This window comes from Flaviaestuariibacter terrae (assembly GCF_054777635.1).
On sequence record NZ_BAAHAL010000008.1, the window covers coordinates 754,366 to 778,766 of the forward strand.

Consider the following 24,401-nt stretch of genomic DNA (forward strand, 5'->3'; position numbering starts at 1 on the left):
TGACTTCCTCCACTCTTCTTGCAACGAGTTCCACAGCGTAAGTCTCTTCTTCTCTTCGCCTCCTTTGCGTCCCAAGAAGCCTTGGCGCCTTGGCGTTAAAAGAGAAAGCCTCCCCGTGTGGGGAGGCTTCCTGCTCCCCTTCCCCTGGGGAAGGGGTTGGGGGATGGGTCACCCTTCCCTTAGGGAAGGGCGGGGATGGGTCTTTGTTCTTATTGCTTGATCAGCGTCACCGTCTCGCTCGCATCGCCATTGGCCGCGAATGCCTTCAGGTGATACTGCCCGGCGGGAAGACCACTGACGTTCATCTGGACCGTCGTCGAAGAGCCGGCCTCGGTGAGTACCGGTTGCGTGCGCACCACCTTACCCAGCATATCCGTGAGCTGCAGTACCACGCTGCCACCCAGGGCCGAAGCCTGCAGGCGGATCGAGGCGGTGCCCTTCACGGGGTTGGGGTAGATGCCGTCGAGGGTCAGGATGCCGCTCTTGTCGCCTTTGAGGAGAACAACAGCGCTGTACTTATACTGCCCGTCAAGGTCCTGCTGCTTCAAGCGGTAGTACCATTTCGAAGAAGCTCCCTGTCCCGCTGAGCCTGCCGAAGCGTCCGTGTACGAATAGGTGATATCGCTCGTGCTCGTGCCACCCTGGGCGCGGCTGGCAACAAAGCCAACCTCGGTAAAGCGCGAACCATCTGCGGAGCGTTCGATGGCGAAGCCACGGTTGTTGGACTCGCTGGCCGTGATCCATTTCAGCTCGTTGACATTATTGGTCCGCTTGCCCGTGAAGGCGAGCAGCGACACCGGCAGCGGTGCATCGATGTTGGAAAGGGCAAAGGGCGAGAAGTACGTAAGACCGCTGACAGTCGCAGCCTTCAGTCCATTGACCGTAGCCGGCGTGACGGCGCTGCCACGCTTGGCCCAGCCGCCCACGGCATCATAGTGCCACAGTTGTACGTCGGTGCTGTTCGAGAAGGAAGCACCCACGTCTGTCGTGCCATTGTAGTAGAAGGTAGCGGTCACACCCGGCGAAGGCACGGGGTTGGCCGAATCGGGAACGAGGTCCCACTGGCGGGAAACGGCCTTCGCGAGGTTGGCTGAATAGGTAGCGCCTACGTTGGCGATCGCATCTTCCACGCGCACCTTCCAGCCCTGCATGGTGCCGGACGAAAGATCCAGCGGGTTGTACGTGCTGTTGCCCACGGGGAAGGCCTGCGCCGAGGCGCCCACCGACTTGATGTGCAGCGCACCCGCGCCCGAAGTTTTTACATACGACGTAGTCGAGCCGCCCGAAACGGAGCCGGCTGCTACCGTAAGATCATACGCATCCACATCCATCTTACCAGAGGTAAGCGTCAGCGTACCGTTGACCGTAACTGCTTTGTTGAGCGTTACCGAGCCGGCACTGTTCACCGTCACGTTGCGGACAATATTCGTCGAGGGAAGCTCGAAGCCGGTGGTTACCGCGCCGGTATACACCACGTCGATACCCGACCCGAAGGAAGGCGCCGCATCCAGCGAGCCCGTATTGCGGGTGATGACGGAGGCCGACGAAAGCTGCAGGTTGCCGGCAGAGGCCACCGTTCCGGCAGTGAGGTATACATTGGCCGGCGCGCTGACGGCGTTGTTGAGCGTCAGCGTGGCGCCACCGGTCTTGTTAATGACAAGGTTGTTGAAGACAGGCACCGACGAAGCCGCCGTGATGCCGGCATTGCTGCTGCCCAGGAAGCTCACAGTGCGGTTGTTGTCGGTAAATGTGGCGGCGCCCACGCGGGTCCAGTCGCCATATACATCCAGGTCGTTGCCGGCCGTGGTCGACAGCGTGATCGTACCGCTGTTGCTGACGCTACCGTTCACGATGATCTTGCCGCTGCTGGCCGTGTTGCTGAAGGTGCCTGCGTTGGTCAGGGCACCGACGCTGAGGGCGCCGCTGCGGCCGCCGTTGTTGAACGTAGAACCGCTGTTGACTGTAAGCGTGCCCGCGATGGCGCGGTCGGTGGTACCACCGGCGCTGAGCATCGTAAGGGTGCTGTTGCTGCTCACGGTCACGTTATTGGGATAGCCGGCCGTGCTGCCGAGCGTGCCCGCTGTTGCGGCATTGCTGCTCCACTCGTTGCCGCGGGTAAGGCTGGCGTTGTATTGCAGCAGGGATCCGCTGGCGTAGTACGGTGCGAAGCCGAGCGAGCCGGCGCTGCTGGCCATCAGCAGCGTGCCGCCGATCGTGGGCGCGGTGCCCGACGTGAGGCTCACGGCGCCACCATTGATGGTTACGTTGTTGAGCGTACCGGCCGCGTTGCCCACGAAGGAGCCGGCGCCGGCGAAGGAAACGGTGATGCCCGAGGCGCTTACCGCCACGTTGCCGCCACCCATCGTTACAGTGCCCGAAGCGGGTATGCTGAACGTGCGGGCCGACGCGCTGCTGAACGTGCCGGAGGTCAGAACGAGGTTGGTAACTGTCTGCGTCGCGCCGAAGCCGCTGGCCACGTTGCCGGCGATCTCGAGGGTCGTAACATTGTTAACGGTAGAGAAGGTAGGCGCGCCCGTGCTGGCGCCAGAGAACGTGTACTTGGCCGCACTGTTGTAGGTGCGTGTTCCCACTACCTGCACTGCGCCGGTGGAACCCGTACTGCTAAGCCCCCCGTCGTGAGCAGTCATCATTGCCGCCCCACTGTTAACCGAGAACGTTAGGGTTGCATTGGACCCGGAGATAACATAACCCTGGGCATCGAGCGTGGCCTTGTTTTTCACGACAATGTCCCCAACGCTGCTGGCCATATTCACACCGGACTGAAGCTGTACTTTGCTGCTGTTGCTACCATTGCCAATGGTGAGGAAGATCATTCGGTTGTTGATCGAGTTGGCTGCGCCGTTCCAGGTTAATAGTTGGGTCGCGCCACTTCCGACCATATTAATATCCATCTGTGTGGCACTGGCTCCCGTGCCACTTGTGCCTTGGGCGAGAAGCGATCCTCCGTTCAGGTTGAAATCGCCAGAAATATTCATTTGGGTGTAACCGCTGTTGCTGCCCGACGACGAGGGATCGAACGTGCCGCCAGTGAGGATATTTACGGCGCCGGCGATGTTCATTATTACCGCTCCCGTGGTGCTTGCCCCTTGAAGAGTAGCTGTCTTACCCGACAATCCACCTACAGTAAGGCTGCCTCCGATCGTTAACGTCGGCGATTGACTCGATGCGATGCTTAGCTTGCCAGTGCCGGTATTCAGCACCCGGAGGTCACCGCCGATGGAAGTAAGGTTGCCACCCAGCTGCATGCTGAATGTTTGCACATCGTTATTCCATACCAGGTGGTGGAAGCTTTGGCGCAGGCTGGTTGTGTTGGGAATAGTAGACGCGGGTGCAAGAATCTGGCAGATACTACCTATGCTCCAGTTTGCATAAAGCACGTAGTTAGTGCTGTTGACTACCGGAGCATGGTTATACGTGCCGGTAGCACTAAACGTGAATGGTGTGTTGGCGCTGCTAAGGGCTACGCCTCCCACCGTGATGCTGGCGTTATTATCGGCATAACTGGTAAAGGTGCCGCCAACGCTCACCGTGCTGCCGGTGCCGATGGCCAGGATGCCGTTGGCTCCGGTACTGCTGTTGCCATTATACCAGCTACCGGAAATCGTCGTGGTGCCATTGAGGTTAATAGTGCCGTTGTTGTTCACCGTGCCGTTAATGGTAACGGTATTGGCGCCGCTGCTGAGGGTCAGGGTGCCGCCAACAGTCAGGGTGCCATCTACTGCCAGCGAAGAGGCGGAAGCAAGTGTCAGTGTTCCGCTTGAAACGCTGAGCGAGCCTGTAGCTGCGATGCTCAGGTTTTTACCTGTGACCGTCCCCGTCGACGTGATCGCATGGCCAGCCAGGATGCTGATCGATGCCGCCGACGACGTCGGTGCCGAGCTGGCGGTCATCCAGCTGCCGTTGGTGAAGCTTTCCCAGGTGCCGGCCGTGCCCCAGGCACCACTGCCTAACGAGCGGAACGCATCGGTCGCATTCGTCGCAGCAGTCGTCGTTGCATTCGCCGAAGGCGCGCCGGTCAGGTAATAATTATAGGTGCCACCGTTCGTACCATCGTAGGTATACGGGATGATCGTATAATAATAAGTAGTACTGCCGCTCAGGCCGCTGCCGTCGGAGTACGATGTCGTGCTGCCGGAAGTTACCGTCGTCGCCAGCGTGCTGCCGCTGTTAAGCGTAAGCGACCCGGGAGCCGTACCATCCGTTACACCGGTTACTGCGCCGTTATCGAGGCGACGCACGATGATGTAACCGTTGCTGCTTGCGCCCGATACGGGGAAGCTGGCCGCCGTCCAGGTCAGGTTGATCTGCGTGGCGCCCGCTGCGATGGCGCTGAAGCCTGTAGCTGCCGACGTCGGCTCGGCCGAGTACGTGCGGAAGTTAGCCACCGAGCCATAGCCGGTCGCAACTTCGTTGGTAGCATAGGCCGTGTAATAGTATTGCGTTTGTGCGCTGAGGCCGCTGAGGCTGCTCGCCGGGAAGTCGGCAGTGCCAGCCCCTTCGGTCGTAAAGCCGTCGTTGAGAGCCAGCGTGGGATTGGTCGTCGTGGTCGCCTTGGCATACACGACACCCTTTTGCGCGATGTTGCCCGAGTTGGCGTTGACGCCCGAACCGCCCGCGGTGGCTGTAGTGGGCCCCGTTACCGTGGCAGTAGTCGTGGTCACCGACGGCGTGCCGATCACCAGGAGCGAGGTACTCGCCGTGTTGCCCGTGAGGTAGTTATAGGTCGTTGCGCTGCTGCCGTCCCAGTTGTAGGCAACCAGCAGGAAGTTGTAGGTGCTGCCGGGCGTGAGACCGCTGATGACGGTCGACGTGGCGCCCGCGCCCACGAGGGGAGCCGCGGTGCCCGTGCTCACTACCGACTGGCCGGCGGCGATGCCGTTGGGCGCGCCGGTGAGGGCGGGTGTACCCGTGCTGTACACAACAAGGTAGCCGCCGGTATTGGCAAAGGTGGCGGCGCTCCAGTTGAGCGTAACGCTGCCGGCCGCGGAGGCCGTGGCGGCCAGGTTCCAGGAGGCGGGGGCCGTGGGCGCTGCGGCATAGGCCGTACCGCTCACCGCTACGTTTACCGTGGCGCCGTTGTCGGCGGTAACGGTCACGTTGCCGCTCTTTGCGCCGGCGCCCTGGGGCGAGAAGCGCACCCAGAAGCCCGAAGGCGTCAGCGTGTTGGCGCTATAGGCGAGCGTAGTGCTGCTTCCCCAGCTGCTGTTGTCGTTCGATACCTGGAAGTTGCTGTTGGGAGCCGTTACGGTAACGGTGCCGCTGCCGCTGAAGTTGCTGGCCGTGGGCGTTACCGCCGTGGCGGTGCCCGTGCTGCCGGTAACGATAGAGCTAAAGGAGATGCTCGTGGGGCTGCTGCTGATAGCGGGGGTCAGGTTGGCGAGCGAAGAGCCCGTAGCCGTTACCGCGCCAGCCGTATAATAATTATAGGTGGCCGCGTTCACGTTGTCCCAGGTAAACGGAACCAGCGTATAGCTGTATTGCGTGGACGAGGAGAGACCGCCGTTGGGATACGAGGTGGCGGAGCCGGTTGTGGTGTTGAGGTAATTGGCCACGCCCGTTGGTGCGGCACCGTTCACGAGCACCGAAGCGGAAGGAGCTGTGGCGCCGGCGGCGCGCAGGATCACGTAGCCCGTTTGCGAGGCGCCCGATACGGGGAAGGTGGCGGCAGTCCAGGACAGGTCGATCTGCGAGGAAGACGAACCGGTGGCCGTGAAGGAGCCGGCGCCCGCAGTGGCGGGAGCTGATAATGTGTAGAAAGATCCTTTGGGACTGAAACCGGTGCCGGTGCCATTGGTAGCGTAGCCGGCATAATAATAAAGCGTTTGTGCGCTCAGGCCGGTACGCGCATCGGTAAAGGCGCCTGTCGTGCTATTGGCACCGAGCGTCGAAGGATTGTTACCGGTGGTAGTCGAAAAACCGCTTACACCCGGGTCGGTCGTGCTGTAGATCGTACCGTATTGGGTGGCGTTAGAACCATTGTAGTTCGTGATGTTGGCGCCGAGGGTAGCACCGGTAGCGGAAATGGATGTTGCTGTCGGAGTAGTTAATGTCGGAGCGCTTGCAGTACTTGTAACAGAACCAGTCAATGTAAATTCATCCAATCTTAAGTTTTGACTTGTCCCGGTGGTACTTGTCATGCTAATTAACACTGTAATTGTACCAGTAAGGCCTGAAACAGTATTGGCTACGTTCGTTGTACCGACAAATGCACCGGTTCCAGACGGAGTAATTGTGCCGCTGGTAATTGTTGTACCATTAATCTTGATGGAGCTGATGTTCGGGCCTGTGGATGTCTTACGCGCCCAAAAATTGAACGATGTTACCGAAAGTTGATATCCAGCACCAACAGTAAATGTCAGCGTTAATGTTGGCGTGGTAGCAGCTGATGCAAAAACTGCAGATAAAGAAACGCCGCTATTGCCTGCAAAGTTGCTAAAACTTCCCGTGCTCAATGCCCAAGACGAATTACTCAAATTGGCGGCTAGCACTCCGGTCGGTGTACCTGTAGTTGCAGTTGGGCTAGTCGTGTACGGGCTAGCCTGTGTACTGGTAACATCGTTGAAGTTGTGCAGGTAAATCGTGCTCTGCCCCCAGCCCTGCATCCCTGCACAAGCCAGCAGGGTCACTAACAGGAGGGAGCGGAGAAGGCCTTTACGGCCGGGGTTGGTAAGGGTACGTACACGGTTTCCGTTCACGCACGGGGTCGCGATCACAATGCTTCTCATGGAGTCAGCTAGTTTTTTAGTTTGGCTATTAAAGGGAGGTCACGCCCGTAGGGGCCCGACGCTGTGCTGGTCTTTCGGAGGATGTGGATCTTACAACAAATCTACAGCAACAAATAAGTAAAAAAGGGGATGCGATATTACGCAAAACATTCAATTCGGTGAAAAACAATCGCCAACGGGTGAAAATCCGGCTTTGCCGGCCCAACCGCTGCATTCTGGCGGTGGGCTTTCGGGCCCTCCCGCGGCGCCCCTCGCCTGTCGCAAACAACGGGTGACCGGGTTCTTTGCGACGCTGACACGTCTCACGGCGCCCTGTCCGGGTTCTTTGCGACAGTGGCGGTCGTCTCAGCGCCGCTGACCTGACTCTTTGTTCCGCTGCCGGCGCTCCCGGCCCCGCTGACCTGACTCTTTGTCCAACTGGCGGTCGTCTCAGCGCCGCTGACCATCATCCTGGCGCCGCTGCCGGTCGTCTCGGCGGCACTGGCGGTGCTCTCAGCGCCGCTGGCGCTCGTCTCCGCCCCGCTGCCGGCCGTCTCGGCGCCGCTGACCGCCGTCCCGGCGTCGCTGCCCATCCACCCGGCCGGGGCAATCGCCCGCACAGCTCCCCTCGCCAATGCCCGGGACGCAAGCATCCCGGCGCTATGCCCCGCCCCGCCCGTTACAACGCTGCTTCCCCCATCAAAAACCCGGAATTGAAGAACCGAAATCAGAGATCCGACATCCGAGATCCGACATCCGAGATCGAGGGCTCTCCTGCAGCCGGTTTCATCGCCCCGTATGGCTTTCCGGCCGCAAATGCCGCCCGTCGCAGTAGAACTACGTACGTAAAAACCGGCGCCAAAATACCGTATTTCCTCTCTTGACAGCCCCCCGGCCGCGGTACTATCTTGGCTGTTCATCAAAACACTTCTTATGAAGCAAAAAGAATCCAACTACCAGGAAATGATCCGCCGCGTACTGGGCCATTTCGAGCTTCACCCCGTTGCCTGGACCGGCCGGGCCCCGGTCGAAGCCCGCGAGCAGCGCCTCCGCGAGATCGACAGCGAGCTCAGCCGGCAGGCCGGCCAGCAGCGCCGCAGCAACGGGATCTCGGGCATCAAAGACGAGGAGCTCGACCGCGCCTCCGGCCTCTGCGCCCTCATGGCCACCCGCATCCGCTCCTTCGCCCGCCACGCCCAGGATCCCCTGCTGCTCAAGGCCGCCGACCTCAGCGAGTCCGACTTCCGCTATGGCGCCCAGGAAGGCCGCATCGGCTACATGAACGACATCCTCGACCGGGCCGACGAGTTCGCGGCGCAGCTCATTCCCTTCCGCGTTACCGCCGCCGACCGCGACGCCCTCCGCAATGCCCTCAGCCGCGCCGGCGCCCTCCGTACCAAGGCCGGCGACGACAAGGTGCACGTGAGCACCGCCACCGCCCGCATCCCGGCCCTTATCGAGGCGGCCCGCACCGAGCTCGAGGCCCTCGACGACGATATCCCCGCCCTCGTGGACGACGCCGCTTTCGTGGAAGGCTACTTCGTTGCCCGCCGCATCACCGACCGCCGCGCCACCCGCCCGGCCCCGGTGGAAACGACGTAGGTCCGAAAGCCGGGCTGCACGCACTTTCCGCGTCCACGGCTCGTTTCAGCGGCCCTTCCGGGCACCCGGGCGCGCCGGGAGCAGATCCGCCCAAAGCTCATCGGCGTAGAAATACGGAGCCAAATTGCCGTATTTCCTCTCTTGACTCGCAGCTGCCGGCCGGCGTATCTTGCCCACCTCAACGCTTCGCCCATAACCTGCCTGTCGGATACAGGGTTCCCGCCCCGGCGGTGAGCCAGTAAAAGTCCCCCGTTTTGTACGGGGGCTTTTGTTTTCGGGGGCCGAACGGCCAAATTTTCCGGCCGCAGGCGGCCAGGGGCGCAACAACACGACGGCACGGCGGCGCAACGAAGACAAATGATACTGATGTCTCCGTGTCTCCGTGTCGTCCTGCCGTTGTGCAACGGAGCGCCCGATACCGCCGCATCGCGGCGGGTTTCAATCCGGGCTGTTGTGGCCGCAAGCGGCTGGGAGCGCGAAAACACGACGGCACAGCGGCGCGACGAAGACATACGAACATGGCCGCGCCTTTGTGTCCCCCTCCGCCTCCGGCCTCCGCGCCAGTGCGTTAAAAAAAAGCCCCCTCGACAGGGGGCCTCGTATGGTGCTGTTCCGAACTGATTCTATACTGGTACCGACAAATGCTATGGGCATCGCGACAAACCCGCATCCCGCCGCCCTGCACCCATTTCCCGCGTCCCGCCTGCGTTTCGCCTCCCTTTTCCCCACATTCCAACCACATCAGACATCCCAGATCCGAGATCCTACATCCGAGATCTGAGATCCGAGATCCGAGATCCTACATCTGAGGTCTGCGATCTTATTGTATTCCAATCGGGAAATCCGGCACATTCGGCGGTACTACCGAGGTGGGGTGCTGGCGGCCCTTCGTGAGCTCCTTCACGCGCTCCGACACGTAGGCGTCGAGGCTCTTCACCGTGATCTTGTTCTTGCCCGGGATGACGGCCTTGCCCGACAGCCCCTCGAGCAGCGCCATTGTAAAGGCGCCGTGCTGCCAGCTCGGGTCTTCGAGCGAATACTCCTTGCCGGTGCTGCTGGTGAAGGTGATGGCGCCGTTCTGCGTGCTCGACAGCTCGTTCACGATGGCGTTGATGTCGGCGCCGCCGCGGCGCTGCGACGAGCCCATCACGTTGCCCGAGTGGCAGGCGTCGATGAACACCAGCACCTTGCCGGCGATGGAGCTCACGGTCTGCTTCAGCTCCTCGAAGTTGAGGCAGGTGCTGCGGAGGCGGGCGGCGTCGGCCCCCACGGGGAGCATGTAAAAGATGCCGTTGTTGTCGTTCATGCCGTGGCCGGCGTAAAAGATCATCGACATATCGCCCTGGCCCGTCTGCTCCTGGATCCACTGGAGGCCGTCCTGGATATTCTCGCGGGTGGCCTCGCCGTTGAGGAACTGCCGGATCACCACGTCGCTGTAAAGCTTGCCCTTCTGGGCCTGCACACCCTTCACGAAGGCCCGGGCGTCGCCGTCGGCGTAATTGAGCTTGTAGTCGGGGTTCTGGTACTGGCTGATGCCGATGGCCAGCACGTAGAGCTTGGGCTTCCGCACGAATTCGTCGGCGCGCTCGGCGGCGGCATAGTGGAGAAACACGTTGGCTTCGGGGCTGAGGCCGTTGTCGTTCTCGGCCATCAGGGTGATGGTGCTTTCGCCGGCCGTGGGGATGGCCACCGTGATGCTGTACTTGCTCGAGGGCTGAACCTTGATGCCGCGCTCGAGGGCCACGGGGCGCCCGTTCACGAGCACTTTCACGGTTTTTACCGGCGCGTCGTCGGGGGTGCTGAGGCTGTAGTCTACGCGTACCGTTTCGGAGCGTACGGTGCTGCCGCCGGCGGGCGAGAGGATGGTGATGGTTGGCGGAAGCTTGTTCTGCATCGTGCCCACGGTGCTGCTGCGCGCGCGGTTGTTGTCGCGGCTGTTGGCGAGGGTAACGGCCGCGGCCTCGTTGTAGGTTTCGAGGAGGGCGTCGATGATGTCGGGGCGGTAGTAGGCCTCGCGGAAGCGCGACACGGGGAAGAAGGCGGGCGTTCCCTCGCGGCCCTTATTGAGGTGCCAGCCGAGGAGGTCTTCGGCGCCGGCCGAGGCGTCGTAGTAGCCGCTGGGCGTAAAGAGCACCCAGCGCGTTTTGTCGTTGTGGAGGAAGAAGGCGAGGAGCTCCTTGCCGTCGGTCATGTTGTACCAGCGGATGGTGCCGTCGTCGAGCTGCACGAGCACCACCTTGTCGTTGCCGGCGATGTTGACGGCCTTGCAGTTGGCGGGCAGCGGCACGCGCCACACCTTCTGGGCCTTTGCATCGGCACAATAGAGGTTCCAGCTGCCGCCGATGATGGCGTAGCGCCCGTCGGAGGAAACGTCCACGGCGGCGCAGCGCTCGTAGGCGCCCATGAAATCCACCTGGATCCCGTTCACCTGCACGCGGCGGTCCACGTCGCCCTTGTCCACCTTCATGCCCCCCGCCTCGCTGACGGCCGAGGCGAGCTCGCTTTCCTTTTCCTGGAGGCGGCGCCCGATCACCTCGAAGCTGAGGGCCGGCTCCATATAGGGCTGGAAGCCGAATTCGGAGCCGTTGCGGCCCACGCGGAAGGCGTCGTCCTTGGTCCCGGCGAAGTCGTTGGTGCTGCTGTTGATGTACCAGGCAACGGTATGCGCGGGCGTGATGACGCCGAGGTCGGGGTGGGAGCTGATGGCGGCCACGCCGCCGTTGGGCAGGGGCTTCAGGTCCATGATGGAGTTGTTGGCGAGCAGCACGTCGTGGTAGGCGCCGCGGCCCTCGTCGGCCCAGTAGCGGATGGCGTAGCGCCACTTGCCGTCGGTAATGTCTTTGAAGCCGTAGTTGGAGCCGGCATAGAGGCGGCTGCCGTCGGCCGAGAAGCAAAGCTTGCCGATGCGGGTGTTGCGGGTGTTGGCCTCGCCCACATCGGGGCGGTACAGCACCTTGAGGTCGCTGCCGCTGCGCACTTCCACGTCGGCGCTGTTGTTGTAGCCCACGGCCACGAGCGTTCCGGCGGGGTTAAAGGCGACGCTGAAGGGCTCGGCGCCGCGGTCGTTGCCCTCGGTGGCCAGCAGGCTGAAGGTGCCGGCGGAGTAGAGGCGGATCTTGCCGTCTTCGCACACGGTAACGAGGCGGCCCTTCCTGTCGAAGGCGATGTTGTAAACGTCGCCGTCGTGGCTCCCGAGCACGCGCATCGTCCAGTTGTCGGTGCGCACGATGGCCACGCCCTGCTTGTTGTTGAGGCCGATGGCGAGCCACTGGCCGTCGGGGGAGAACTCGATGTCGAGGGGCGCGCCGGGCACCTTGGGGATGCGGCGCATGATGCGGCCCGTTTGCGTTTCGATGAGGTACACGCAGTGATCGTCTTCCCACTCGTAGCCGGTGCGTCCGCCCACGGCGGCGATGCGGCCGTCGGGGCTGAGGGCGCCGCAATAGAGCTTGCCCTCGTTGGTGCCTTCGATCGGCACGCGGTACACGTGGAGCTGGTGGCCGGAGGCGGCGTCCCAGAGGCGGGCGGTCTTGTCGTCGCTGGTGGTAAGCAGGTATTTGCCGGCGGCGTCGGTCGAAATGCGGTTGCCCATGGCGGCGTGCATGCCGGTTTCGAGGCGCAGGATCGGCTGCTCGGTCTGGGCAAAGGCCGCGCACGACAGCAGCGCGCAAAGCAGGGACAGGAGGATTCGCATAAAGAGCAGTTTAGCGGTTGCTTAAATATCGGCTAAAATCCGCAGTAATGCAATACCCTTAAGCGTGTAGCTTCTCTGGCAAGTACCCGGGTCGCTCGGTGTCTACAAACCTCGCGCATTTGTTACCGGCCATTTTATGCCGCGGGCTTGTGGCTACAGACATCCTACCGCTCCCGACGGAGCGATGCGCTGCCAACGGAGCAGGAGGCATTTTTATATTCCGGGGGCTCTTAAGAAACATTTTGAACCTTAAAAACCCTCAGAACCTTAAGAACCTCCCAGAACCTTAAGAACCCCCAGAACCTTTTCAAAACCTCCCAAAACCTTTCAAAACTGTTTTACACAACGACCAGCTCGTAAAAATTCTCATCCACCAGGTACTTGTTGGCCAGCGCCTGCAGTTCGTCTGCCGACACGGTGCGGATGGTGCGCATCTGGTCTTCGAACCAGGTGGCGGGGAGGCCGTTGAGGATGATGTTCTTCCAGCGGCTCATGATGTGGAAGGGGCCGTCGAGGTCGCCGAGGATGGAGCCCATCATGTAGTTGCGCACCAGCGACAGCTCCTCGTCGTCGACGGGCTCGTTGCGGAGGTCTTCCATCTCTTTGTAGATCTCCGTTACCGCGGCCTCGCACACATCGCGGCCCGCCTCGGTGGAGATCACCCAGGCGCTTTGCTGCATGTGGTTTTCGAGGTAGCTGTAGATGCCGTAGGTATAACCCTTGTCTTCGCGGATGTTGGTCATGAGCCGCGAGCCGAAGAAGCCGCCGAAGAGGTTGTTGAGCACCTGCGCCTTGAGGAAGTCGGGGTGATGCCGGTTCGGGAAGGGCGTGCCCATGCGGATGGCGCCCTGTACGCCCGAGGGGTCGTTGACGACGCGGTATTTCCTGTCTTCGGCGGGTAGTATGGGCTGCGGCTGCAGGCTGACGGCGCTGCAGGGCAGGTCACCGAGGGCGTCGTCGAGCTGTTGGAAGATATCGGCCGGCAGCTTGCCAGACACGAACACGGCAAACTTGCCTTTGCGGTACCAGCGGTCGTAGAAGGCGAGCAGCTCGTCGCGGGTGAGTGCGTCGAAATCCTCGAAGCGGCTGTAGCGGCCGTAGGGGTGCTCCTCCCCGTATAAATACGTATCTATGAGGCGTCCCGCCACGAAGTCGCTCTTCATCAGGTTCACGTTGAGACGCTGCTTCATGTTCTGCTTGTAGGTCTCCAGCTCCTGCTCCGGGAACTCCGACTCGGTGAGGATCTCCTTGAGCACGGGCAGCAGCGCCGGCAGGTGCTTGCTCAGCGTATGGATCGACACGGTGGCCGTTTCGTTGTAGCAGCTCCGGTTGAGGTAGGCGCCGTAGTATTCGAAGTGGTCGTTGAGCTGGAAAGCCGTCTTGCTCTTCGTGCCGTTCTTGAGCAGGAAGTTGACGGAGGCCGCGATGAGGTTGCGGCCTTCGAACCAGTTGCCGGCCCAGTACACGAGCTCGAGCTGCAGCACTTCTTCCACGCCGGCGTTGATGGCGTATACATCGGCGCCGTTGCGGAGCGTATATTTCTCGTAGGGCCGCAGCTGCAGGTTCAGGTGCACGGCGTCGACGATGGCGGGCGGGGTTTTGCGGTCAAGCATATGTTCGTTTTTAAACGTCATTGCGAGCGAAGCGAAGCAATCTCCCGGGCTAACTCTGAGGTCGGACAGAACTGCAGACTAAACCCGGAAAAGATTGCTTCGTCCGCCTGCCCTTCGGGACAGGCCTCCTCGCAATGACGGTGCGTGTTGGTTACACCTTCGCTTTATAGTAAAGCGTGTTACTATTGTTCTCGTCAAAAATGATATTGGCTTCGGCCTTGATGTCGGCGGCGGTAACGCGGTTGTAGCGTTCGAGCTCGGTGTTCATCAGGTCGGCGTCGCCGAGGAGCTCGTAGAAGGCCAGCGAGTTGGCGCGGTTCATCAGGCTCATGTCTTCGAAGGCGATGACGCTTTCGGTCTTGTTCTTCACCTTCTGCAGCTCCTGCTCGGTGATGCCGTCGGCTTTGAGCTTCGTAAGTTGTTCTTCCACGGCGGCCTCGGCGTCTTCGGGGCGCACGCCTTTCACCAGCTTGCCCTCGATGCACAGCAGGCCCGGCTCCACGGTGCCGAAGTGGTAGCACTCAATGTTGGAGAACAGCTTCTGCTCCTTCACGAGCGCCTGGTAGAGACGCGAGGAGCCGCCGCCGCCGAGCACCTCGGTAATGAGGTCGGCCGAGTAGTAGCGCGGGTCGAGGCGGCTGTAGATATGCCAGCATTTGTAGAAGGCGTCGAGCGGCACGTCGGCGTGCACCTCGGCGCGGCGCGGCGCCGTTTGCTTCGGCTCGGCGGGGATGTTGCGCTCGTAGCGGGTGCCGGGCTCGATGGGGCCGAACCATTTCTCCGCCAGGTCGCGCACGCGCTGCGTGGTTACGTTGCCCGCCACCACGAGGATCGCATTGATGGGGCGGTAGTGCTTGAAGAAGAAATCCTTCACATCCTGCAGCGAGGCATGCTCGATATGACTGAGCTCCTTGCCGATGGTCATCCAGCGGTAGGGGTGCACTTTGTAGGAGAGGTCGCGGAGGCGGAGCCATACATCGCCGTAGGGCTTGTTGAGGTAGTGCTCCTTGAATTCCTCCATCACCACCTTGCGCTGCACGTCGAGGCTTTTCTCGGAAAAGGCGAGCGAGAGCATGCGGTCGCTCTCGAGCCAGAAGGCCGTCTCGAGGTTCTCGGTGGGCAGCTGTATATAGTAGTTGGTGAGGTCGTTGGTCGTATAGGCGTTGTTCTCGCCGCCGGCCATCTGCAGCGGGTCGTCGTACTCGGGCACATTGACCGAGCCGCCGAACATGAGGTGCTCGAAGAGGTGGGCGAAGCCGGTGCGCGACTCGTCCTCATCGCGGGCACCTACGTCGTACAGCACGTTGACCACCGCCATCGGGGTAGCCGTATCGGGCAGCACCAGCACACGCAGGCCATTGGCTAACTGAAAGCGTTCAAACCGAACCACGGGAAATCAATTAAATGAATAATGATTAATGACGAATCACTAATGTATGATGAGCCGGTAAATGTACCGCCGTACACTTAATCATGATACATTATTCATTAGGCATTAAACATTTTCAGAGTATGCTTTTCACCATAAACGTTACCTCCCGCAGCTCCGTGCCGCGTCGGAACACGAGGTGCACGGGCTCGTTGGTTTGCACCAGCAGGGCTTTGTAGGCGCTGAGGTTCTGCGAGAAGTTCTTGTTGATGCTCAGCACCACGTCGCCCTCGCGGAGGCCGGCGCGCTCGGCGGGCGAGCCCCTGGCCACATCACCGATGATAATAACGTCGTTGACGAGGTAGAGCTCGAGGCCGCAGTAGCCGTACTCAAAGGGGTCCTGGAAATGGCTGTTGGGCACGAGGTAAAACTCGCTGCGGTCGTAGTTGATGATGGCGTTGAAGCGCCGCAGCAGGTCGGAGCCGACAAGCCCGCCCAGCGTGGGGTAAGAGGTTACGTTGAAGCTGTCTTCGAACACGTACACCGGCACGTTGCGGAACTTATAGGGCCCGAGGCGCACCTCGCGGATGACGGTCATGCTCATGTCGACCTTGCCGCCCATGCCCTCGGCCTCCTTGGCATAAAGGCGTCGCTTCTTCTTGAGCAGGCCGCTGTCGCGGAGGAAGTCGGTGGAGAACATCATGTTGAGGCCGGCGCCCATATCGTACAGGAAGCGCCCGCGCACGGGGCGCTCGTCGCGCACACGCAGGGTCTGCACCGGGAGCGTGTTGATCTGCGGGTGCAGCATAAAGCCGCCCCGGGGGTAGCGGATGTTGCCTTTCGACCAGAACTCGATCCAGGAGGAGTCGTAATTCACCTTGATGATATAGCGGCTCAGCACGGCGTAGCCTACGATGCCGTCGATCCGCTCGCCATAGATGCTCGTGAGCAGGCTGTAGTCGTTGATGTGGAAGTTGAGGCTGTCGATGTTGAGTCCGGGCAGGCGGAGCGTCTGGCCGTGCACGAACGACACCTTCTTGATGCCGCCGATGCCGCGGATGATGCGGTTGGAGAGCTGCGGCTTCAGCTGGAGGCGCTCGGCGAGGTTCGAGTCGAGGGAGATGCCGCCGGAGCCGCTGTCGAGGATGAAATTGAGCGTGTCGGGAGCGTTGGAAAAAAGCGCATTGAATACGATGAGACCGCCGGTGAACTGGTGGAAGCGCACCCGCGTGATAAAGTGCGATGGCTCAATGAATTCCTCCTGCGCCGCTGCGGGGAGCATCGGGCAGCAAAACAGCAGGACGATCAGCAATCGGAGCATAAGCGGTAAATTAAGTTCTTAAGTCGGAAGTAGGAAGCGGGATTTTACAGGCGGTAAAGGGGGGGCGGAGGCCTCAATCGCGCGTCATTGACCCTAACAAGACGTCATTGACCCTGAACAGGCGTTATTGACCCGGACCAGGCGTCATTGACCCGGACCAGGCGTCATTGCGAGCGCAGCGAAGCAATCTGTTGGAGCAAACACAGAAGCAGGTTACCGCAGCGGGCTCGATCCGGCAGATTGCTTCGTCGTCTCCCTCCGGTCGCCTCCTCGCAATGACGACGCGCGTGGGACGGGTCGCCTCCCCGTAATGACGACGCCCACGGGACGGGTCGCCTCCTCGCAATGACGACGCGCGTGGGACGGGTCGCCTCCTCGCAATGACGACGCCCACGGGACGGGTCGCCTCGGCGCAATGGCGGCGCGTGGGACGGGTCGCCTCGGCGCAATGACGGCCGCACGGGACGGGTCGCCTCGGCGCAATGACGACGCGGGGGAAGGATCGAATTCCGGCCCGCCCCTTCGATATTCGATATTCCTTGTTCGCTATTCGATATTCATAGACCTTTGCGGGCGATGAACCTATCCCCCCTTTACGACAAGGCCCTTGGCTTTGGCTTTCTCACGGTGGAAGAAGGCGTACAGCTGTTTGAAGAGGCCCCGCTGACCGACCTCATGAACATTGCCGACACGCTTCGCCGCCAGCAGGTGCCGCACGGCAAGGTTACCTGGCAGATCGACCGCAACGTGAACACCACCAACGTGTGCGTGGCTAACTGCAAGTTCTGCAACTTCTACCGCATACCCGGCCACCCCGAGGCCTATATCACCGACATGGACACCTACCGGCGCAAGATCCGGGAGACCATCAAATACGGCGGCGACCAGCTGCTGCTCCAGGGCGGTCACCACCCCGGGCTCGGCCTTCAGTTTTACGTGGACACCTTCCGCGCCATCAAGGCCGAATTTCCCGATATCCGCCTCCACACCCTCGGGCCGCCCGAGGTGGCGCATATCTGCAAGCTCGAGGGAATGAGCCACCGCGATGTGCTCCTCGCGCTCAAGGAGGCCGGTATGGACTCGCTCCCCGGCGCCGGCGCAGAGATCCTCGTGGACCGTGTACGCCGCCTGATCTCCAAGGGCAAGTGCGGCGCCGACGAATGGCTGGCCATCATGCACGAGGCCCATAAACTCAATATCACCACGTCGGCCACGATGATGTTCGGCCACGTGGAAACGGTGCGCGAGCGCTTCGAGCACCTCGTGCGCATCCGCGACGTGCAGGCGCTGAAGCCGGCCGAGGCCAAGGGCTTCCTGGCCTTTATCCCTTGGACCTTCCAGGACGTGGACACGCTGCTGACGCGCATCCGCGGCGTACACAACCTCACCACGCCCGAAGAATACCTCCGGATGATCGCCATGAGCCGCATCATGCTCCCCAACGTCAAGAACATCCAGGCTTCCTGGCTGACCGTGGGCAAGCAAACGGCGCAATTGTGCCTGCATGCCGGCGCCAACGACTTCGGCTCCATCATGATCGAAGAAAACGTGGTGAGCGCCGCCGGTGCCCCGCACCGATTCACGAGCCGCTCCATCCAGGAGGCGATCCGCGAGGCCGGCTTCGAGCCGCAGCTCCGCAACCAGCAATACGAGTGGCGCGAGCTGCCCGCCGAGGTCGAGGAACAGGTAATCGACTACTGAGAAGGTTCAGATAAGTTTAGAAAGGTTTAGCCAGTTCAGGGGTTTAGCAGGTTCACGAAGCCGTTCAGCCGGCCAATCCGACCTCCTAAACCCCTGAACTTTTGCGGCCCTCCTGAACCTTTTCCCGAAAATCATGGTAGAAATACGGTTGTTAGTATCGGAAATTGTCCGGATTTTGGCGGTTCAAACAATTAGCCACTTCGTATGAACCACGAAATCGACCTCCAGACAGCGGTGAACATGACGACGCTGTACCGCCAGAACCGCGACAAGATGATGGCCGCCGACTTCAGCGGCGCCATGCCCTTCAGTGAAACCTTCGACGTATCGGCTTTCCAGACACTGCTGGACCAGAACCCCACCCAGATCCGCGTTTATTATGGCATGAACAGCGACAACAGCATACATGCCATTTTCGTTGGCGTTGACGACAAGGGTAACGACATGTTCCCCGGCCAGCCGCTCGATGGAAAGATCATGGACAATGGCATGCGCTGCCCCCTCAACTGCCCACCTGCCTCGGCGCTTAATCAATAATAATGAGCGGATATCTTTTCGGCTTCATTTCGTCTTTTTCAATAGTCTTCGCTGTGCTGCTATGCCTGCTCCGTCTGCGCGTAGCGGCACGGCGTTACTTACCGTTCTTTTGCTTCCTCGCGGTTGGCCTCGCCAACGAGATCGCAAGTGAGATCACGGGACGTATCTGGCGAACCAACGCGCCCAATACGGACATCTATTTGCTGTTCGATTCGATGCTGATCCTGTGGATGTTTTACGAATGGCGCCTGTTTCCGAAAAGATGGTATTTCTACCTGCTGGGTATCGCCTTTGTGCTGGCCTGGATAGCCGATACGTTCATATGGGGCAGCCTGTTCCGCTTCAATTCGCGCTTCAGCGTTTTCTATGCCCTGATCACCGTGCTCATGAGCGTGCAGTACATCAACCACCTTATTGTTACCGAGCAGCGCCTGACGCTGAAGAACCCGGATTTCCTCATCTGCATCTGCCTTGTGCTTTTCTACACGGCTACGGCCATCGTGGAAATCTTCTGGTTCTTCGGATTTGAAAACAACACGTACTTTGTCTCCAAGGTATATGTGATCGTCCCTGTCGTCAACCTGATCGTCAACCTTACTTACGCGCTTGTCGTTTTATGGATCCCCAGGAAACCCGCCTTTATTACGCTATCCTGATCGCCTGCGGCGTGGTGGGCCTGATCATCGTCTTTTTCATCATCTCCATCATCCGCCAGCAACGCCGCAACCTGGTGCTGCACCGGCAGAACATGCTGGCCGAGATCACCACGCTCGAGAAGGAGCGCGCGCGCATGGCCCGCGACCTGCACGACGAGCTCGCGCCCGTGCTGGCAGCCGTCAAGATGCGCATCAACTCCTTTGCGCTCACCGATGCCGACGACGTCGCCGAGCTCGACCGAACCTCCGAACATATCGACAACCTGATGAAGCGGATCCGCGAGATCACCTTCGACCTGATGCCCTCCTCGCTGGAGCGCAATGGCTTTGCCAGCGCCGCCCGCGAGTTTCTCGATTACGTGCGCCGCAGCGGCGGCCTCGACATCCGCTTCGAGTGCACGACCAGCGCCACCCTCGACGATGCCAGGGCCGTCAACCTGTACCGCATCCTCCAGGAGGTGGTGCAGAACACCATCAAGCACGCCGGCGCGCGGCGCCTCGTGGTATCGCTGCAGCAGGAAAAAAAGGAGCTTGTGCTGGCCACCACCGACGACGGCCAGGGCTTCGACCACGAAGCGCTGCTTGGCCCCTCGCGCAGCGGCGGCATCGGGCTCCGCAGCCTCCGCAGCCGCGTGGAGATCATGAACGGTGCCTTCTTCTGCGAAAGCCGCAAAGGGAAAGGCACATCTTATATCTTTAGAATACCCATATAACAGACTCTCTATGAACTTCGCAGAAGAATGGAGCGAGGACGCCGCCAGCGTTCCCCTTCCCGTCAACGTCAAACCGATCCGGCTGCTCATCGCCGATGATCACGAGATCTTCCGCGACGGCTTCCGGGTGCTTATCCGCAAGAACCCCGCGATCGAGCTCGTGGGCGAAGCCGCCGACGGCGAAAGCCTCCTCGGCATGGCCGGCCTCCTGCTCCCCGACGTGGTGATCACCGATATCCGGATGCCGGGCCTCGACGGCATCGCCGTCACCCGCGCCCTGCAGCGCGAGCACCCTGACCTTCCCGTCATCGGCCTTTCGACCTATGACGAAGAGCAGGTTATCGTTGACATGCTCGAGGCCGGCGCCCGTGGCTACCTGCTCAAGAACGCCTCGAAGGAAGAGATCTTTACCGCTGTTGAATCCGTGTACCGCGGCGAGGTCTACTTCTGCAGCTCCACATCGCCGCGCCTGGCCGAGCTCATCGCCAAAAGCAGCTACAACCCCTTCCGCCGCCGCCCCTCCACGGAGCTCAACGAGCGCGAGCTCGAGATCATCCGCCTCGTGTGCCAGGAGTTTTCGAGCAAGGAGATCGCCCTGCAGCTTCACAACAGCGTACGCACCGTGGAAAGCTACCGCGACCGCGTGCTGGCCAAGATCGGCGCCCGCAACGTCGCCGGGCTCGTGGTGTATGCGATCAAGCATGGAATCTACAAGCCCTAGGGAACAGCAGAACAAGGAACAAGGATTACATGAACAACAGAATTTCAGGAGCCCCAAAGGCTCCTTTTTTATTCAACGTTCCTTGCTCTGTTGTTCTTTGGTCTGTTGTTCTTTGGTCTGTTGTTCTGCTGTTCGGGCTTTTTATTTGGCGGATGCGCCAAATAAAAAGCCCGAGCTTAAAAAAGCCGGGCGTGATACGGATCAGATAGCCAAACAAAAACCTACGCAGTAGAGACTGTGATAGTTACTGCTGCAAAGTACCGGTGTCTGAACCTCTTGCACAAGAGAGGAAATACGGCATTTTTCAGCGTAGAAATACGGAGCCCGGCGGGAGGGGGCATATTTGCACGGCGTTTGCAGCCTTCCGGGTATGTTCCGGAAACTCTCCTTACGGGTTCGCCGCTTCTGGGCGAGCATTGCGCTGCTGTCGGTGGAAATGCTGTTTGTGATGGCGGTATTCTTCGTGGCGCTTATCGGCTTTGCCTGGATCGTGCGCCGCGTATTCGTGGTGGGCAACAACGCCTTCGACCAGCAGGCCTTCGACTACCTCGACCAGTTTGTGACGCCTACGAACAACAGGGTGATGCAGTTTATCACGTTCTTCGGCACGCACCGGTTTCTCATCCCGGCCAACCTGGCGCTGATCGCCTACTTCCTCTTTATCCGCCCCCATCGCTGGTACTCGATCAAGGTACCCGCCATTGCGCTGAGCAGCCTCGTGCTGATGTTCGGGCTCAAGCACCTCTTCGGCCGGGAGCGGCCGCTTATCCCGCTGCTGGAGCCGGCCGCGGGGCTTTCGTTCCCGAGCGGGCACGCCCTCATGAGCATGACCTTTTACGGCATGCTGATCTATATCAGCTGGCACAGCATCAAAGATCCGCGCCTCAAGTGGTCGGTAATTGTATTCCTGTTCTTGTGGATCCTGGCCATTGGCTTCAGCCGCATCTACCTGCGCGTGCACTACACGAGCGACGTGCTGGCCGGCTTCGCTATGGGCTGGCTCTGGATCGTGCTGGCGCTGAAAAGCCTCCGCTACATTGAAAAGCAAAGCAAGAAAAAGCTCAACCCCGTACTCGAAACAGCCGCGCCGGAGGCCGACCTCGGGCCCGGGCAACGGGCTTAGGCAGAGGGCCCGAAGGCGCGCTCCAGCACGCGTGCAAGACGCAGTCCGGCAGTGAGCAGCTGCTGCTCCACGATCGCCTTGTTCTGCTCGCAATAGGTTTTGTCGATCCGCTCGCCGTTGAAGGCATATACCTGCGGCAGGAGCGTGCGCGATTCGTTCATCCAGCTCATAAGCCCCGCGTTGCGCACCGAGTCGGCCTTCTCGGGCGTCCACGTTGCGTATTGGTTGAGGCAATCGGCTACCGTGATCTTCTCATCAACGATCATGCGTGTATCCCAGAGGCTGTGCAGGTTCACCTGTCCACCGTCGTAGTCGAGGTTGACGCTGTTGCCGCCCTTGTCGGAGGGGTAGCCGGTGTGCAGCGGCTGGTGGATATCGCCCACGAGGTGAAACAGGAGGAGCAGGTCGCGCTGCTGGTTGCCGGTGAAGCTGGCATGCTGCGACATCCGCGATATCACCCCGTTGAGTATGGTCAGTGCGTTCTTATCGGCCGTAGGCTCATAGTTCTTCCCCTTTTCGATGTCGATATAATGCCAGGGCTTCATCGCGTCGAAGGAGTTGTTGGCGCGCACATCGTCCATCCAGGTCGCGGCTTCCTCGATGCTGAGGCCACCGAGGGCCTTGAGCACCTTTTGCTGTACGTCGGGGGCCAGGAAGTGAAAGGCGATCTCGGCCACCATTTCGTGGCCCTGCTTGCCCCAGGCCCAGCTTCGGGCAGACATCGACAGGAGGAGGAGCGGCAGGAGGAACCATTTTTTCATCGCGGTTTGTTTTGAAGAGTGGGGCGGTAAGTTACGAAAGCCCGGCGGGAAGCGGTTCCTCTTTCGGCCAATGGCTATTCCAGGTCGCCGCCCGGCGTCGAAAGGATGGCGCGCGCCCGCTCCAGCTGGTCTTCGGGCACCATCAGCTTCATATACCCCATGGCGCTGTTCCAGAGCGGATTGATCGTAAGCGTATGCTCGTCTTTCAGCCAGCAGCGGATGCCTTCTTCCTCCAGCCGGCCCTGCACGATGTGCGCATCCATATAATTGTCGTAGGTCGCGAGCAGCTTGAAGTTCATGGGGGCAAAGATACAGCCCCCTGTCCCCCGACGGGGGCACTTAAATCGGGACTGTGTTTTTTTACTTTGGCCTGTCTTTAGGCCGATAATGCTCAATTTTCAATACGCAATGTTCAATATTCAAGGACAGCGGAGTACCGCTTCACGATCTCATTCCTTGAGCATTGAAAATTGAATATTGAGTATTGAATATTGAATATTTTGACGGAAAAAGCCCCGCTGATAGCGGGGCTTTTGTATCAAACAACTTTGGGATCGTTTCAGGAATTAATGAGCCTTCGACCTAAGTGCCCCCTTCGGGGGACAGGGGGCCTACTGGTTCAGCATCAGCGGCATCACCAGCATCAGGAGGTCTTCGTGCTCGTCGGAGTCGGTGGGGCGCAGGATGCCGGCCTTGGTGGGTGTCGACAGCTCCACGCGCACCTCGTCGCCCTCGGAGGCATTGAGCATCTCGATGAGGAAGCGGGCGTTGAAGGCGATGGTGAGGTCCTCACCGTCGTACTGGCACTTCATGCGCTCGTTGCCCTCGAAGGAGAAGTCGATGTCCTGGGCCGAGAGGCTCAGCTCGGAGCCGGTGATGGCGAGGGCCACCTGGTTGGTGCTCTTGTTGGAGAACACGCTTACACGGCGGAGCGCGCTCTGGAACAGCGGCTTGCTTACGACCATCTTGTAGGGGTTGTCGGAAGGGATCACCACTTTATAGTCGGGGAAGCGGGCGTCGATGAGGCGGCAGCTCATTTGGGTGGTGCCGTGCTTTACAAAGAGGTGGTTGCTGTTGTACGAAACCGTCAGCTCGTCCTCGTTGTCGGGGAGGGCGCTCTTGAGCAGGTTGAGCGGCTTGCGCGGTACGATAAAGGAGTCGGTCTTGGGGCAGCTTACGTCGGTGCGCTTGTAGCGAACCAGGCGGTGGGCGTCGGTGGCCACGAACTGGATATAGTCTTTGCTGAGCTCGAAGTACACACCCGTCATGGCGGGGCGCAGGTCGTCGTTGCTCACGGCAAACAGGGTCTTGTTGATGGCCGTCACGAGGGCCTCGGCGGGCAGCGTGAAGGAGGTGGTGTCGTCGGCGGCCGGCTCCTTGGGGAAGTTGTCGGGGTTCTCGCCCATCACCTTGTACTTGCCGTTGTCGGAAGTGATCTCCACACCGAAGTTCTTGTCGATGGTGAAGGTCAGCGGCTGGTCGGGGATATTCTTGAGCGAGTCGATGAGGATCTTGGCCGGGATGCACACCTTGCCGGTTTCGCGGGCTTCCACGTCGAGCTGTATGCGCATCACGGTTTCCAGGTCGGTGGCCACGACCGTAAGCTTGCCGTTCTCCACCTCGAAAAGAAAGTCTTCCAGGATGGGGAGTACCGTGTTGGCGTTGATGACGCCGGAGATTTGCTGGAGTTGTTTCAGGAGCTGCGAGGAGGAAACGATAAACTTCATGGATCTTACAGATTAATCGGGATGGGCGAAGCTAAGGAAAAGGCAGGTAAAGGAAAAGAAGGGTTTTGAACCGCTAAGAAAACAAGAAAAGAAGGATTCGCAAAGAAAAAGGGCTGCACGGCTTGTGCTATCGGCTGC

Annotated in this window: 15 protein-coding genes; 7 read left to right on the forward strand and 8 right to left on the reverse strand. The window is 60.4% G+C overall.

What is annotated here, in order from left to right:
* Nucleotides 1-209: 209 nt before the first annotated feature.
* The gene (locus tag ACYU7Z_RS11270) at nt 210-6,122 is read right to left on the reverse strand and encodes a T9SS type A sorting domain-containing protein (RefSeq protein WP_460570471.1); all 5,913 of its coding nucleotides are present in this window, start codon (nt 6,120-6,122) and stop codon (nt 210-212) included.
* 1,536 nt (nt 6,123-7,658) lie between these two features.
* Between ACYU7Z_RS11270 and ACYU7Z_RS11275 the strand changes: the two genes are divergently transcribed.
* Nucleotides 7,659-8,327, forward strand: coding sequence for a hypothetical protein (locus ACYU7Z_RS11275; RefSeq protein ID WP_460570473.1), 669 nt, complete (start codon nt 7,659-7,661; stop codon nt 8,325-8,327).
* Nucleotides 8,328-9,147: 820 nt separating this feature from the next.
* On the opposite strand, the gene ACYU7Z_RS11280 is transcribed toward ACYU7Z_RS11275, so the two are convergent.
* The 4 genes from ACYU7Z_RS11280 to ACYU7Z_RS11295 form a co-directional block, all read right to left on the reverse strand.
* The gene (locus tag ACYU7Z_RS11280; protein WP_460570475.1) at nt 9,148-12,021 is read right to left on the reverse strand and encodes a caspase family protein; all 2,874 of its coding nucleotides are present in this window, start codon (nt 12,019-12,021) and stop codon (nt 9,148-9,150) included.
* A 338-nt stretch (nt 12,022-12,359) separates the two neighbouring features.
* Nucleotides 12,360-13,634 carry a M16 family metallopeptidase gene (locus ACYU7Z_RS11285; protein WP_460570477.1) on the reverse strand — a complete coding sequence of 425 codons (1,275 nt, stop codon included), beginning with the start codon at nt 13,632-13,634 and terminating at the stop codon, nt 12,360-12,362.
* Between the two features lie 151 nt (nt 13,635-13,785).
* Nucleotides 13,786-15,024: a M16 family metallopeptidase gene (locus ACYU7Z_RS11290; RefSeq protein WP_460570479.1), complete on the reverse strand. Its 1,239-nt coding sequence runs from the start codon at nt 15,022-15,024 to the stop codon at nt 13,786-13,788.
* A gap of 115 nt (nt 15,025-15,139) precedes the next feature.
* Nucleotides 15,140-16,324, reverse strand: a complete 1,185-nt coding sequence (locus ACYU7Z_RS11295; RefSeq protein WP_460570481.1) for an aspartyl protease family protein — start codon at nt 16,322-16,324, stop codon at nt 15,140-15,142.
* Between the two features lie 576 nt (nt 16,325-16,900).
* Between ACYU7Z_RS11295 and mqnC the strand changes: the two genes are divergently transcribed.
* The 6 genes from mqnC (at nt 16,901) to ACYU7Z_RS11325 (ending at nt 21,775) form a co-directional block, all read left to right on the forward strand.
* Nucleotides 16,901-18,025 carry a cyclic dehypoxanthinyl futalosine synthase gene (gene mqnC, locus ACYU7Z_RS11300; RefSeq protein ID WP_460570483.1) on the forward strand — a complete coding sequence of 375 codons (1,125 nt, stop codon included), beginning with the start codon at nt 16,901-16,903 and terminating at the stop codon, nt 18,023-18,025.
* Between the two features lie 204 nt (nt 18,026-18,229).
* Nucleotides 18,230-18,562 (forward strand): Hint domain-containing protein, encoded by a 333-nt coding sequence (locus ACYU7Z_RS11305; protein ID WP_460570485.1) that lies wholly within the window; start codon nt 18,230-18,232, stop codon nt 18,560-18,562.
* Between the two features lie 2 nt (nt 18,563-18,564).
* Nucleotides 18,565-19,218, forward strand: a complete 654-nt coding sequence (locus ACYU7Z_RS11310) for a hypothetical protein (protein ID WP_460570487.1) — start codon at nt 18,565-18,567, stop codon at nt 19,216-19,218.
* Nucleotides 19,179-19,931 (forward strand): sensor histidine kinase, encoded by a 753-nt coding sequence (locus ACYU7Z_RS11315; RefSeq protein ID WP_460570489.1) that lies wholly within the window; start codon nt 19,179-19,181, stop codon nt 19,929-19,931. The genes ACYU7Z_RS11310 and ACYU7Z_RS11315 overlap by 40 nt, the downstream gene beginning before the upstream one ends.
* 10 nt (nt 19,932-19,941) lie before the next feature.
* A complete protein-coding gene (locus ACYU7Z_RS11320) occupies nt 19,942-20,652 on the forward strand; it encodes a response regulator (protein WP_460570491.1) in 711 nt (236 codons plus the stop codon).
* 370 nt (nt 20,653-21,022) lie between these two features.
* Entirely contained in the window at nt 21,023-21,775 is a 753-nt protein-coding gene (locus tag ACYU7Z_RS11325) for a phosphatase PAP2 family protein (protein ID WP_460570493.1), read from the forward strand.
* Here ACYU7Z_RS11325 and ACYU7Z_RS11330 read toward each other — a convergent pair.
* From ACYU7Z_RS11330 to dnaN, 3 genes are all read right to left on the reverse strand, one after another.
* Nucleotides 21,772-22,536 carry a S1/P1 nuclease gene (locus ACYU7Z_RS11330; protein WP_460570495.1) on the reverse strand — a complete coding sequence of 255 codons (765 nt, stop codon included), beginning with the start codon at nt 22,534-22,536 and terminating at the stop codon, nt 21,772-21,774. The genes ACYU7Z_RS11325 and ACYU7Z_RS11330 overlap by 4 nt on opposite strands.
* Nucleotides 22,537-22,610: 74 nt before the next feature.
* The gene (locus ACYU7Z_RS11335) at nt 22,611-22,835 is read right to left on the reverse strand and encodes a putative signal transducing protein (RefSeq protein ID WP_460570497.1); all 225 of its coding nucleotides are present in this window, start codon (nt 22,833-22,835) and stop codon (nt 22,611-22,613) included.
* Nucleotides 22,836-23,147: 312 nt separating this feature from the next.
* Entirely contained in the window at nt 23,148-24,263 is a 1,116-nt protein-coding gene (gene dnaN / locus ACYU7Z_RS11340; RefSeq protein WP_460570499.1) for a DNA polymerase III subunit beta, read from the reverse strand.
* Nucleotides 24,264-24,401: the final 138 nt, after the last annotated feature.

Bases quoted from the DNA above. Each gene is read 5' to 3' on its own strand.
- ACYU7Z_RS11310 (WP_460570487.1), top strand. From the start codon at position 18,565: ATGAGCGGATATCTTTTCGGCTTCATTTCGTCTTTTTCAATAGTCTTC.
- ACYU7Z_RS11305 (WP_460570485.1), top strand. From the start codon at position 18,230: ATGAACCACGAAATCGACCTCCAGACAGCGGTGAACATGACGACGCTG.
- ACYU7Z_RS11280 (WP_460570475.1), bottom strand. From the start codon at position 12,021: ATGCGAATCCTCCTGTCCCTGCTTTGCGCGCTGCTGTCGTGCGCGGCC.
- ACYU7Z_RS11335 (WP_460570497.1), bottom strand. From the start codon at position 22,835: ATGAACTTCAAGCTGCTCGCGACCTACGACAATTATATGGATGCGCAC.
- ACYU7Z_RS11275 (WP_460570473.1), top strand. From the start codon at position 7,659: ATGAAGCAAAAAGAATCCAACTACCAGGAAATGATCCGCCGCGTACTG.
- ACYU7Z_RS11285 (WP_460570477.1), bottom strand. From the start codon at position 13,634: ATGCTTGACCGCAAAACCCCGCCCGCCATCGTCGACGCCGTGCACCTG.
- ACYU7Z_RS11330 (WP_460570495.1), bottom strand. From the start codon at position 22,536: ATGAAAAAATGGTTCCTCCTGCCGCTCCTCCTCCTGTCGATGTCTGCC.
- dnaN (WP_460570499.1), bottom strand. From the start codon at position 24,263: ATGAAGTTTATCGTTTCCTCCTCGCAGCTCCTGAAACAACTCCAGCAA.
- ACYU7Z_RS11295 (WP_460570481.1), bottom strand. From the start codon at position 16,324: ATGCTCCGATTGCTGATCGTCCTGCTGTTTTGCTGCCCGATGCTCCCC.
- ACYU7Z_RS11315 (WP_460570489.1), top strand. From the start codon at position 19,179: ATGGATCCCCAGGAAACCCGCCTTTATTACGCTATCCTGATCGCCTGC.
- mqnC (WP_460570483.1), top strand. From the start codon at position 16,901: ATGAACCTATCCCCCCTTTACGACAAGGCCCTTGGCTTTGGCTTTCTC.
- ACYU7Z_RS11325 (WP_460570493.1), top strand. From the start codon at position 21,023: ATGTTCCGGAAACTCTCCTTACGGGTTCGCCGCTTCTGGGCGAGCATT.
- ACYU7Z_RS11320 (WP_460570491.1), top strand. From the start codon at position 19,942: ATGAACTTCGCAGAAGAATGGAGCGAGGACGCCGCCAGCGTTCCCCTT.